Source organism: Vibrio sp. 10N.222.54.A3 (assembly GCF_041474095.1).
GTDB lineage: Bacteria > Pseudomonadota > Gammaproteobacteria > Enterobacterales > Vibrionaceae > Vibrio > Vibrio crassostreae_C.
The window spans coordinates 35884-48601 of sequence record NZ_JBFRTN010000008.1; the positions used below are offsets into that span (position 1 = coordinate 35884).

Annotated in this window: 12 protein-coding genes; all 12 read right to left on the bottom strand. The window is 37.2% G+C overall.

Annotated elements, in window-relative coordinates; genetic code table 11:
* Positions 1–19: 19 nt before the first annotated feature.
* Positions 20–1195: a DegT/DnrJ/EryC1/StrS family aminotransferase gene (locus AB4507_RS02340; RefSeq protein ID WP_372182161.1), complete on the bottom strand. Its 1176-nt coding sequence runs from the start codon at positions 1193–1195 to the stop codon at positions 20–22.
* Positions 1196–1220: 25 nt separating this feature from the next.
* The gene (locus AB4507_RS02345) at positions 1221–1847 is read right to left on the bottom strand and encodes an acetyltransferase (protein ID WP_371960186.1); all 627 of its coding nucleotides are present in this window, start codon (positions 1845–1847) and stop codon (positions 1221–1223) included.
* The gene (locus AB4507_RS02350) at positions 1844–2455 is read right to left on the bottom strand and encodes a sugar transferase (RefSeq protein WP_372127645.1); all 612 of its coding nucleotides are present in this window, start codon (positions 2453–2455) and stop codon (positions 1844–1846) included. The genes AB4507_RS02345 and AB4507_RS02350 overlap by 4 nt, the downstream gene beginning before the upstream one ends.
* Entirely contained in the window at positions 2455–3573 is a 1119-nt protein-coding gene (locus AB4507_RS02355) for a glycosyltransferase family 4 protein (RefSeq protein ID WP_372127647.1), read from the bottom strand. The genes AB4507_RS02350 and AB4507_RS02355 overlap by 1 nt, the downstream gene beginning before the upstream one ends.
* Positions 3573–4703: a hypothetical protein gene (locus tag AB4507_RS02360; protein WP_372127648.1), complete on the bottom strand. Its 1131-nt coding sequence runs from the start codon at positions 4701–4703 to the stop codon at positions 3573–3575. The genes AB4507_RS02355 and AB4507_RS02360 overlap by 1 nt, the downstream gene beginning before the upstream one ends.
* 2 nt (positions 4704–4705) lie before the next feature.
* Entirely contained in the window at positions 4706–6625 is a 1920-nt protein-coding gene (asnB, locus tag AB4507_RS02365) for an asparagine synthase (glutamine-hydrolyzing) (RefSeq protein WP_372182162.1), read from the bottom strand.
* A 2-nt stretch (positions 6626–6627) separates the two neighbouring features.
* Complete coding sequence (locus AB4507_RS02370) at positions 6628–7707, bottom strand: glycosyltransferase family 4 protein (RefSeq protein ID WP_372182164.1); 1080 nt, start codon at positions 7705–7707, stop codon at positions 6628–6630.
* Positions 7708–7714: 7 nt separating this feature from the next.
* Entirely contained in the window at positions 7715–8827 is a 1113-nt protein-coding gene (locus AB4507_RS02375; protein WP_372127654.1) for a glycosyltransferase family 4 protein, read from the bottom strand.
* A gap of 8 nt (positions 8828–8835) precedes the next feature.
* Entirely contained in the window at positions 8836–10101 is a 1266-nt protein-coding gene (locus AB4507_RS02380) for a flippase (RefSeq protein WP_372127656.1), read from the bottom strand.
* A 17-nt stretch (positions 10102–10118) separates the two neighbouring features.
* Entirely contained in the window at positions 10119–11291 is a 1173-nt protein-coding gene (locus AB4507_RS02385; RefSeq protein WP_372182166.1) for a polysaccharide pyruvyl transferase family protein, read from the bottom strand.
* On the bottom strand, positions 11292–12056 hold the full coding sequence (locus tag AB4507_RS02390) for a hypothetical protein (RefSeq protein ID WP_372127658.1): 765 nt from the start codon (positions 12054–12056) through the stop codon (positions 11292–11294). It abuts the gene before it with no gap.
* A gap of 119 nt (positions 12057–12175) precedes the next feature.
* The gene (gene rfbC, locus AB4507_RS02395; RefSeq protein WP_372127659.1) at positions 12176–12718 is read right to left on the bottom strand and encodes a dTDP-4-dehydrorhamnose 3,5-epimerase; all 543 of its coding nucleotides are present in this window, start codon (positions 12716–12718) and stop codon (positions 12176–12178) included.

Below are 12718 nucleotides of genomic sequence, written 5' to 3' on the forward strand. Positions count from 1 at the left end.
TTTTTACTCATGAAAGCTATTAAGCTTGCGCTTCAAGTAAAACAGCACGAAGCACTTCCGCCGTTTTCTCAATCTCGCTCTGCGTTAAGGTTGGGTGCACTAGAAACATTAAGCTAGTTTCACCTAACTCTACTGCATTCTTTAACGGTGTTTCAGGCCTGTAACTTGTGCCATCAAATGCTTTTTCAAGGTAAACCTCAGAACAACTGCCTTGATATGCAGGGACACCGCGTTCAACAATCGCATCAACAATTTTATCGCGAGTCCAACCTGGTTTTAAATGCTCAGGCCGAATAAACATATAATGCTTATATTCGGCATGTTCAATGTATTCCGGAATATCGACACTGCGAACAATAGTAAGATCAGCAATCGCCGCTTCAAACACAGCTGCGTTTGCTTGACGCTTTTGCGTCCATTCAGCCATGCGTTGAATTTGTATACGACCAAGTACCGCTTGCATTTCTGTCATGCGCCAGTTGGTACCAAAGCTTTCATGTAGCCAACGGAAGCCTGGTGGGTGCTCGCGGTTGTAAATAGCATCAAAGCTTTTACCATGATCCTTATAAGACCACATAAACGACCATAGATCTTTATCGTTAGTGGTTACCATACCGCCTTCGCCACCTGTAGTCATGATCTTGTCTTGGCAGAAGGACCAAGCACCAATATGGCCAATAGTACCGACACTGCGACCTTTGTATTTCGCACCATGCGCTTGAGCACAATCTTCAATAACCTTTAAACCATGCTTTTCAGAAAGCGCCATAATTGCATCCATCTCGGCTGGCATGCCTGCAAGGTGAACAACAATCACAACTTTGGTTTTTGGTGTTAATACCGCCTCAATAGACTCAGCCGTAATGTTTTGGCTGTTCAAATCGACATCCGCAAAAACAGGCGTCGCGCCTGCAGTTACAATAGAGGAAGCCGATGCCAAGAAGGTTCGCGATGTGGTGATTACTTCATCACCTTGACCAACCCCGAATGCCTTTAATGCGACATCTAACGCTAGCGTACCGTTACCCAGAGCCACTGCATATTCACAGCCAACCCAAGCCGCAAACTCTTTTTCGAATTCACGACCTTCTTGACCCGTCCAATAGTTAACTTTATTTGAAAGTACAACCTTACTTACGGCGTCCGCTTCTTTTTGAGTAAACGAAGGCCATGGGGAAAATGATGTATTAAGCACGATGTCACCTAATCAGTTTTAATTTTTATGATTTGATAAGCGCATGAGCTGGAGAGCCCACGACGGTTTTAAAATTTGGAACATTATTGATAACCGTTGAACCTGCGCCAACGACGGTATCACATCCAATAACAACAAGTTGTTTAACTTGGCTTCCGATTCCGATCCAAGTATTTTTGCCAACTTCAACGCCACCCGCCAAGTTGACTCCAGGGCTAACATGTACACCTTCAGCTAGCTTGCAGTCATGATCAACAGTCGAGCCAGTATTAATAATGCAGCCCACACCAATATGACTAAAAGGGTTCACGACCGCATTCGCCATAACAACCGAACCTTTGCCAATATTGGCGTACTTGCTTATTACTGCACTTGGGTGAACAAGTACACCAAAGTTTGCTCCCGCAGAAGTCAATTCACGCTGTTTGGAACAGCGAGTCGCATTGTGACCGATCGCGACAACAGTCAGGTCATACTCTTTCACGTTAGAAATAAGCGTACTTGTATCACCAGACACAGACCAATTTTCAACGGATTTTAAGCTTGGCCAACGATCATCAAAAAATACAATATTCTTATAGCCGTTAAGTTCGGCTATCTCAGCGATTACTTTTCCATGCCCACTCGCCCCTAAAATGGCGCAGCTTTTCATGACTGGTTATTACCCTGATGCTGTGAACCAGTGAAAGGTTCTATGGTGACATGGCCTTCTGCTGATATCCCCTCTTTAACGAAGACTTTTTTTACCGTTAGGAAAAGAATTTTAATATCTAGCCAAAGGGTACGGTTATCAACATACCAAACGTCAAATTCAAACTTTTCTTCCCAACTGATTGCATTGCGCCCGTTAATTTGCGCCCAACCCGTTATCCCGGGGCGAACATCATGGCGGCGAGCTTGCTCTTTGTTATAAAGGGGCAGATATTGCACTAATAAAGGACGAGGGCCGACTAAACTCATGTCTCCCTTCAAAACGTTCCAAAGACCGGGTAATTCATCTAGGCTACTTGAGCGTAACTTATCACCAAATGGCGTCATACGCTCGTCATCAGGTAACGGGTTGCCCTGTTGATCCACCGCATCTTTCATGCTGCGAAACTTCACCATTTCAAATGGCTTTCCGTTCAACCCTGGGCGAGTTTGGCGAAACAGAACTGGGGAGCCAAGGTTTTTACGAATCTTCCAAGCGACTAAAATCACTATAGGCGATAACAAAACCAGTGCAATAAAAGAAGATAAAAAATCGATTAATCGTTTCATTATTTAATACCTAACCCATATAGCATTGTATCGTTCACCTTATGCACATCAAACTTTTCTTCCGCCATTTTTCGTGAAGCTTCGCCCATTTTTTTTACCAGAACCTTACTTTCTACCAGCTCAACCATTCGCTGATAAAGCTTATCGCTGTCTTTTACTGGAACAAAGTAACCATTCACACCATCGACCACCGTTTCTTTGCATCCGGGAGCATCTGTTGTAATAATTGGTCTTGCCATTGCCATCGCTTCTAGCACTGTGCGCGGTGTACCTTCACGATAAGATGGTAGAACATATACAGAAGTTTGCTCGATGGCTTCTTGAACGTCACTAAGTTTCCCTAAGAACTCAATGTAACCTTCAGAAGTCCACTCATCAAGTTCAACTTGGCTAATCGCATCGGGATTTTCATCAATCCACCCAACCAGCCGACAAGTCAAATCGGGGTGAGAAGCTTTTAGTTTTTTTGCTGCTGCAGCGTACTCACGAACGCCTTTATCACCTAGGAGCCTTGCTATCAAAAGAAAATCACATTGATCTGGTTGCGGGACCGATACAAACTTTTCAACATTGATACCCGAACCATTCACAACGATAGGATCTAATGATTTTGGTAGTAGATTAAGTTTTTGAAATAACGCTTTATCATCTCCATTTTGAAAGAAGATGGTGCTGTTAAAGCTAAGCGCTAGTTTATATAACTTATGCAAAATAGACTGTATAACTTTACGCTTACCTGCTGCTTCACCAGTAAATGCATATCCTAAGCCAGTAATCAGCGAGCCTATATGATTAACACCTGCCAACTTGGCAGAAAACGATCCGTAAATAACCGGTTTAATAGTGTAACCTAAGGCATATTCTGGCTTAATTTCCTTAAGTAGTTTGACCATGGTAATAATAGTCTTAAAGTCACTTACTGGGTTTAAGCCTGTGCGCTGCAATGGTACGTTGTGTACTACTACCTCATTAGCTTCAAGCTCAAATCTAAGTTCGGATGAAGCATCGGGGCACAGCACATGTACTTGATAACCCTGATTTTGAATTGCTGTAATAAGCGCACCACGGAAGGTTAATATTGAGCCAGGGTAACTGGCTATTAATGCAAATTTTTTCATTATTTATTTTTGCTCTCTGATGCGGCAATGATAGAAATTAATAAAAATATTAATATTGGCGCAAACATCCATTTTTGACGCATAGCAATGCCAAGGTTAGCTGTAGTCATGGATAGTAATACCCAAGCAATCAATACATACCACCACATAAATACACGATTACCAGGAAGCGTTAAATTTCTTACTATAGCTCTAGCTTTAAAAGCTACATAGCAAAGGTATAAAAGCACCATGTTATCGATTGAAGCTAACAACTGTGTAATTGAGCGCACCTCGAAAGGCAATGGCCTGAATAAATACGTAAACATTTGCAACGGTAGTGGCAACGAAGCAATATCCAGTGAACTGCCACCATCTTGGTTAGAGTTAGCTCTAGCATCAATATACTCGCCTAGATTTGATGCATCCTCGCTCACACCTGCATAATTAAGTGCAAATGGAATCATAATTGCTGCCACCCCCAAACCAATAGCACCAACTATCAACCTAGGAATAAAGTTAATTTGTTTAGATAGCGCTACCGAGATAACCACAGCAATAACCATCATTCCCGCCATATGAGGCCGCACAAGTAGCATAAAAGCTATAGCTAATATAAGTAATGGAATACGTTTTACAAAGTTCAAAGCTGCGTAAAGGGCTAACCCAATTGCCATAAAGGATATAGCGTCCTTTCCTACTCCCGCAGACCAGAAACTCACAGATGGTAAAAATATAAATACTAATACTAAATTTCTGGATAAATGACCTCGATTCGCCACATCCATCAGCACACTAGCAATATAAACTAACCCAATACTTCCAAATGAATTAAATAATAACCAAATTCCTAAATTTGAAAAACCAATTTCCTGAAGTAATTCACAAAAGTGCACAAGAGCGATAGTCCCTAAAGCAAATTCTCTTCCATGAAAGACGCTACCCGGTATTATATATTGAGCAGCATCACCGCCAAAGGTCGACACATATCCAAAATAAACACAACTAAAAATTGTATGATAGCAATACAACATAAGCCCTAGCTTGTCTCCAAGTCCAATTTTTCTTGATAAGTAGCCTATAAAAAAAATGGAAGCTAGAAAGAATATAAATGCAGAATATATATCCCAATGACTATCAACTAATATCAAATTTAGACCTCACTAAGCCACTGTTGAAACATCAGTACACACCAAAGTTCCTGAGTGTAGGTTGCTTTACCCGATAGATGAGAACACCATGCCTCAGTAACTAATTTCTGATTGAAATAACCTTCTTTGTTTAAACGCTCTGGATGTAACAGCTCTTCTGCCCATTCTCTCAATGGGCCACGCAACCATTCATCTAAGGGTATTCCAAAGCCCATTTTTGGTCTTTCTATTAATTTTTTGGGTACATATTGGTACAGCATCTGCCTAAGTGGCCATTTACCAACTCCATCCTTCAATTTAATTGCTAAAGGTAGAGACCAAGCAAACTCAACGACATTATGATCTAGCATTGGTACTCGAGTTTCTAATGATACTGCCATGGATGCTCTATCCACTTTAGTTAGGATATCATCAGGCATGTAAGTCATCATATCTAAAGCCATCATTCTATGAGAGGTATTCAAAGAATCACTCAGCTGATTGGATGTAATGATAGTTGAAGGCTCTTTAGAACCTAACACCACATTTTCAGGTTTTTTCCATTGCGATACTAAGTTTAAGTACAAACCAGCTTCATCGTGTGCACCGATAACATTTGCAGCTTTATGAAATTTGTCCCCTAAAAGGCGCATCTTGTAACTGGGTGGTAAAGCATGGTTTAGCATATCAAGTTGTGATGGACTGAATGCTTTAATACCTTTTGCAGCAATATTTCTGGCAAATCCTGGCAGTTTGGTCACTTTTGGCCACATGGTATGTGCAAGCTTATGTCTGTTATAACCTGCAAATAGCTCGTCACCACCATCCCCTGACAAAGCCACCGTTACCTTAGACTTAGTAAGCTTCGATACTAAAAAAGTTGGAATTTGAGAAGAATCAGCAAAGGGTTCGTCATAGATCTCATGCAGTGATGGTATAACATCCATCGCATCCTTTGGTGTTACATACATCTCGGTATGATCAGTACCTAAATGTTTAGCAACCACTTTGGCATGCTCGGCCTCATTGTAGGCTTTACTATCAAAACCCATAGTAAAAGTCTTAACCTGCCCTTGTGTCTGGTTTTGCATTAGCGCAACAATACTTGTGGAATCAATACCACCAGATAAAAAAGCGCCTAACGGCACATCAGAAATAGCTTGTTGTTTAACCGCTTTAGATAGCTTATCGGTCAGAGTTTTCACTGCTTCCTCTGGACTACCCGTAAAAGCTTGTTCACTATTTTTATTAACTACATCTGTTGCAGACCAGTAGGTATCGGTTTTCATCTGCCAATTGCAATAGATAGTAAGATAGCTTGCAGGCATCAGTTTAAATGTATTTTTATAAATTGAGTACGGTGCTGGAATGCAGTTATGGCGCATATACAAACAAAGGCTATCTCTATCAATATCCGCGTTAAAACTTGGGTGTTGCTTAAGTGCTTTCAGTTCAGAGCCAAATATAAGAACATTATTATGAATAGCATAATAAAGAGGTTTCTCACCCATCCGGTCGCGGGCTAAATGAATCTTTTGCTCTTTTTTATCCCAAAGCACAATAGCAAACATACCGGTTAGTTTTTTAAGAGTATCAACAAACCCCCACCTGTCGATACAAGCGAGGATAGTTTCGGTATCAGAATGTCCATGCCATTCAATACTGCCGAGCTCTTTACGCAACTCAAGGTGGTTATAAACTTCACCATTAAACACCATCACATAACGTCCGGACCTTGCATCCATAGGTTGATGTCCAGAAGGCGATAAATCCTGAATCGCCAAACGGCGATGCCCTAAGGCTAAGCCGACATTAGCATCAACCCATACTCCATCACTGTCTGGACCGCGGTGATAAAGACTATTATTCATATTATTAATTGTCGTCTCTAATTCTGCGCACAAATGCTGTGAAAAAGAGATAAAACCAGTAAAACCACACATGATTATTTATCACTACTTGAAATTGAATCGAAAAGGGAAATAAGCACATCCAATTGCGCCTGAACAGAATAGTGTTCCTCTACAGCCTTCCGACCTGCTTTTCCCATAGTTGAACGCTGTTTTTCATCTCTTAAGAGGTTATCCAAAGAAGATACAAATTGAGAATGTGTATTTGCTAAAAGTCCACAATTATTATCTGCGACTATGGTCGAGTTAATACCTACAGGTGAAGCAACCACAGGAACACTACAAGCCATGTATTGAATCAATTTATAACCACACTTACCTTTTTCCCAAGGTCCATCATTTAACGGCATGATACCTATGTCAAAACTACGTATATAATCGACTTCACTATCTTCTTTCCATGATAGAACTTCAACATTAATATCAATAAGGTGTTCCACTATATCTTTGCTTGCTCCGACAAGTCTAAGTGTAAAGTCATGTTTTTTTGATAACTCACTAAATACACTATTGAATCGAACTATATAGTTTTGTGTAGCTGGCGAGCCGATCCAACCAATGACCAAATTATCATTTTTATAAACCGGCATTTTAGGGTAGCGACGCAAGTCGATAACTGTAGGTATAGTCACAATGCTCTTTGCCCCAGCAACACGAGCACGATCAGCAAGATAGTCATTGCCAACAACCACCGCTGTTGCGTATTCCATGACTCTGTCAATTTTGTCACCAAGCAAGGTACGGATAAGCGAATTTGAGGATAGATCGTAATTATGGAATATAGCATCATCATAGTCGACAACGAACTTGACACCGATTAGTTTTAAGAGCCTTTCAAACCATGGTGGGAAATATGGTATCAATTCGTATTCAATCCAAACAACGTCATACTTATAAAGACGGAACAACGTAACTAAACGAAGTAAAAAACACCTTAACAATAGTTTCTTTGGTATTTTTTTTTTTGTATAAACCCTAGTAAGATAATCATCATTAAAGAGTGCTTGTTGCTCAATATCAAACCCAGACTTTTCAAGAAACTTGATATATTGCATTGTACGTAATCTAGAACTAGCTCCCATACGAGAGTATTTTGAAAGAAGTAATAATTTCATCATAATATCAATGCAAACTTAGAATTAGTTTATGTACGTTTTCACTAAAAACAGAATAAGAAAATAATTTATTAACACGACTATTCCCATTAATTCCATACTGCTTTGCTAAGTCTGGATCATCAATAAAAATCTGCATAGACTCTTTCATTTTCGTTATATCACCTACGTCGACAAGCAATCCTGTAACTTTATCCTCAACTATTTCTTCTGGCCCCCCACATTTAGTAGCAATAACAGCCAACTTCGAAAATGACCCTTCTAAACATGTTCTAGAGAAAGATTCCGATCTTGAGAAATTTAATAAGACGTTATAACCTAATAGCTCCACATAAGGTTTTTCCATGAAACCGTTAAAAAAAACAGTCCTATCAAGTTTGTCACCAGCTAATTTAACTAAAGAATCTTTAAAATCCTTATTTTTTCTTAACCCCATATCTCCACCATAAAAACTTAGTGTTGCGTTCGTATTTTTTATTTGTAAAAAAGCCTCCAAAGCCTCTTTCTGCCCTTTTCCTGGCATATAGTTCCCAATATATACCATTTTTAATTGAGAGTTGTCTTTTTTAGAAAAAAATGAAATACTATGATTAATATCACAAGGTAGAGAATTATATATTAATCTAAGATTTTTTAAAGACGTTAGCTCTTTTGCCACTGATTTTGAAATGGCTACGTTTCGATTTGAAAATAACCTACAAAGTGACAAATAAACCAGTGTTAATAACCGAGGTGCCTTAGAAGTTATCAATCGAAAGAAAGTGATAATTTTCATTGAAGGACGAAATATCTTTAAAAGGTATCCTGTCAAATTATTAAAATCATTTAAAATAACAAGGTCATAACCCTTCAATTGCTTACTAAGCTTATAAGCTGCGTACAGTGACATAGGTAGATATGTCAAAACTGATTTAAGGTTTTTTTTCACCCTTGGGTACGAATAAGAACCAAAGCTATAGCAGCTATGTTCTTGTTCTAAAATAACTGAGTCATTTGGAACAAAAATAACAATAGGATACTGTAACTTCAAAGAGTCATATAAAACCAATGCACTATTAAAAGCACCTGTAGGTGCCACTGAAGTATCTAATATAGCAATTCTTTTTTTATTTATGCACATACTTTTCCCTATTTATCACTATCTAATAAAAATAGAAATGGGTTGAGTGCCAAAATCATCTCCTTTGCGAGAGAGTAAGTCCGTCCCCATAAAAATGGTAATATAATAAAGCAGAAGAAATAAGATACTACTGTAGCCATAGCTGCCCCTTCAATACCAAATTTAGGAATAAACAAATAGTTCAGAAATATATTTAATAATGCACCTCCTAGATCTCTCACTAGGGTAAATTTGACTTGGCCTTCCACTATTAACACTTTAGAGAATATAGCTCCTAGATAGACAAACGGACATGCCCAAATGTGAATAAGTAAAACATGAGAGGCTGAAGAAAACTCTACACCATATAAAGAAACTATAATTTCATTTGAAAAATAGTACACAATAAAGCTTATCACTATAGCCAAATAAAACGAAGCTCTATACAAGTCAAATTTTATATTATTATATTTATTTTGACTTACTTTTTTATAATTGACCAATCGAGGAAGGAATGCTGTAGCTGCTACTGTAGGGAGGATGTACCAGACCTCAGATATTTTTACTGCAGAAGAGTACAAACCTAACTGAGCTTCATTTAGAAAAACCCCAATCATTATTTGATCCATTTTTAAATAGATCACAGCTACCAAAGAAGACAACGCCAAAGGCCAAGATTTTTTAATAAACTTCAAGGCCAAAGACAATTTAAATTTTGAAAAAAAATAAAATCTTTCTCTAAATGAATAAAAACAAAACAATGATAGCGAGAGCAAAATATTCTGTAATATCATCCCATATATGAGAAATGTCAAACCTTTATCTAACCAAATGACACATACTTTAAAAACAAATCCTAGTGTATAAGCGATCATTGAGCTATATGTATAATACTTTGACTGTTCTTTCGAAATGAAGAAAAATGAAATAATTAAAAAAGTATCAAATACGAGGCTAAACATTAGTATATTTAATATACTAACTACCTCTTTTTCATATACTAGAGGAAGTAGCAAGAAACCTAACATTAATACGAATAATGAAGCAGATAACTTCATTAAAAAAACAGTACACAATATACTGTCTTTTAATGCCGGTTTTTCAACCAACTCCTTAACAACTATACTATTTAACCCTAAATAAACTAAAGGGTTAAATACCGAAATGATAGCCATAGATAAACTAATTAACCCGAAGTCAGAGACTCCAAGATATCTTGCAATCAATAAGTTAGAAAACAAAGAAACAAATAAATAATAACCTTTTTCTAAAATTAACCATAATAAATTTTTCATTTCATAGACAACCGAAACTATTCTTTAAAGCAATTTGTTACTTTTTTCCACATAAGATCACTCTTTGACGATAGCTCATCTCTACGCTGCGATATTACTTTTATTAAATCATTTCTGCTTTCAACTTTTAACACTTCATCTAATAATATTTTATAATCTTTTTCGGTATCATTGGCTCTATGTATTAAATGAGGTACACCAAAATCATCCAAAATTGTGTCATATTTATGCGCCCACCCCATAACTACAGTAGGTACTCCACTTGACAAAGCACTTACAATACTATGATAGCGAGAACCAACTAATAATTTACTTTTAGAAATGTACTCTTTTAACTCCAATGGGTCGTCCCCATGTTTAATAATACACTTATCTTTCAATCTACTTTCTATTTCTTTTGCAAATGGTAGATCTTCTGAGCCATCAACACTGTGCAGAATAATAGAAGGTGTTATCCCAACCTTTAGCATCTCTTCAGCTGCCATTAACAACCTTGATTGATAAATAATTTTCCACCTATCATCCCCTCTATCCAACATCCTAACATTAGGGACGATACAACCATAATCTTCGGTTGGCAGAGTGGCATTGTTTGATTTCCCTCTTAATGCAATAGTTATATCTGGAGCCTCGCTTATCAATAATTTATTGGTAACCAACTTATCAAGATATTTAAATGACTCATTATCTCTAGCTATAAAATTTACACCTAAACACTCTAACTCACCCACTATTTTCCTTTGCAATTCGGTGTCAAAAGGGCCAAACATCTGAGGTAATAAAAAAACAGGCTTACCTCGATTTCGATAGTATTTTGCCAGCTTCAAAAAGTTATGACCCGAAATGATAGGAGCCTTATCACCAAATCTAACGCCCGAAACATCTACTAACGCATCGACATCTTGATAACGTACATAACCTTTTCTTTTTAATTTATCTTTATTAAAAAATACGGATAATAATTTATTCAAGTCAAACCTAGGAGAAAAAAGACGACCACCTCTTGGTTCTGGAGCTTTGACAAATTCGTATATTCCATACTTTTCACAACCTGGTTTGTCATCGTAAACACTTGGATTAATACAAAACTCAGCGTTTGGAATGTCTTGTCTTATTTTTTCCATTGTTGCAATAAGCATCAACTCCGCACCTTTATTTTTGAAGCCGGCACCGTGAATTTCAATTAACATTTAGATTATTTCCTCAACTTTCTTTAATTCTGTAATTTCTATTTCATTTAAACACATGTTCATTGTTGTCTTACCATCATCCTCCCATAAAATAATTGCGATCCCACCTTTATTTATAAATCCACACCCATGGTCTGTTGATAGTAGTTTATTATCTATATAACACTCGTAAACATCGTCTTTCACGACCACTTCTAAAGAATATTCAACTCCTAATTCGAGATCCAACTTCACCTTGCTCAATGAAGCGTAAAATACTCCTAGATATACTATATCAAAATATAGAAAACCATCTTGAATTCTATATCTAAACCTATTATATAAATCTTTATATCTGAAATCTACTTGAAACTCTTTAAAGAAGCTTTTAAAAGTTAATTTTGTAGTTAGACTATAATTTGTCAACTTAAATTCATCTTCGGTTACATACAAATATATCCATTTATCGGACGATGGTTTCCCGCCCTCGATAATAATATCGTTGTTAGAAAATGTTATTTCAGTTGACATCTCCTGTGGCTCATCAGTTACATCGACGTAATCCCCTGAAATAATTTTATTTCGATTAGACCACCTATTTTCGACATGTGTCCACGTTTCATCATGGTACTTCCATTTGATAGGTGTAATTACCTCACATTTTGAAAAATTCAATGAACCAATATAACTTTTAGACAAAATCCTTTTTATTCGATATCTAAATTTAAATGCTAACGCGTGATACCTAATCTTTAAAGAGTTTGTAATTCTAAATAATAAATTCATATTTCCACATTTTTAGGGCTAGATTACCCATAATACTTAAATAAGGTTTGACAATTTCACCACTAAATAATCTAAATAAATGTAATAATGGCTAGCTTTTAAATTAACATTTACTAAATTTAAAATCTTAACTGTTTCAATAAAATAGCTTTGTTATCTTTTTCAGATAATTTTGGAGTTTCAACCAGTGGCCATCTAATCCCAACATCTTCATCATCCCACTTTATTGATACTTCAGTTATTGGGTCATAATAGTTTGTACATTTATAAACAAACTCTGCCTCATCACTTGTCACATAAAAACCATGAGCAAAGCCTTCAGGAACCCACAATTGACGTTTATTTTCTGCTGATAGATATTCGCCCACCCATTGCCCGTAAGTTGGCGAATCTTTACGAATATCGACCGCTACATCAAACACTTTGCCAGAAACCACACGAACCAATTTACCTTGCGTGTTTTTGGTTTGAAAATGCAGACCGCGTAGAATGCCTTTCTTCGATTTTGAATGGTTGTCTTGAACAAACAGTGTTGGCTTGCCGGTTACCAATTCTTCAAACTGCTTTTGATTCCAAGTTTCCATAAAAAAACCACGCTCATCACCAAATACGGTTGGTTCTATAATTTTCACATCAGGAATGCTAGTGTCGATTACTTTCAT

Excerpts from the sequence above, each read along its gene's own strand:
- AB4507_RS02345 (WP_371960186.1), bottom strand. The coding sequence starts at position 1,847 with ATGAAAAGCTGCGCCATTTTAGGGGCGAGTGGGCATGGAAAAGTAATC.
- AB4507_RS02350 (WP_372127645.1), bottom strand. The coding sequence starts at position 2,455 with ATGAAACGATTAATCGATTTTTTATCTTCTTTTATTGCACTGGTTTTG.
- AB4507_RS02355 (WP_372127647.1), bottom strand. The coding sequence starts at position 3,573 with ATGAAAAAATTTGCATTAATAGCCAGTTACCCTGGCTCAATATTAACC.
- asnB (WP_372182162.1), bottom strand. The coding sequence starts at position 6,625 with ATGTGTGGTTTTACTGGTTTTATCTCTTTTTCACAGCATTTGTGCGCA.
- AB4507_RS02370 (WP_372182164.1), bottom strand. The coding sequence starts at position 7,707 with ATGAAATTATTACTTCTTTCAAAATACTCTCGTATGGGAGCTAGTTCT.
- AB4507_RS02375 (WP_372127654.1), bottom strand. The coding sequence starts at position 8,827 with ATGTGCATAAATAAAAAAAGAATTGCTATATTAGATACTTCAGTGGCA.
- AB4507_RS02380 (WP_372127656.1), bottom strand. The coding sequence starts at position 10,101 with ATGAAAAATTTATTATGGTTAATTTTAGAAAAAGGTTATTATTTATTT.
- AB4507_RS02385 (WP_372182166.1), bottom strand. The coding sequence starts at position 11,291 with ATGTTAATTGAAATTCACGGTGCCGGCTTCAAAAATAAAGGTGCGGAG.
- AB4507_RS02390 (WP_372127658.1), bottom strand. The coding sequence starts at position 12,056 with ATGAATTTATTATTTAGAATTACAAACTCTTTAAAGATTAGGTATCAC.
- rfbC (WP_372127659.1), bottom strand. The coding sequence starts at position 12,718 with ATGAAAGTAATCGACACTAGCATTCCTGATGTGAAAATTATAGAACCA.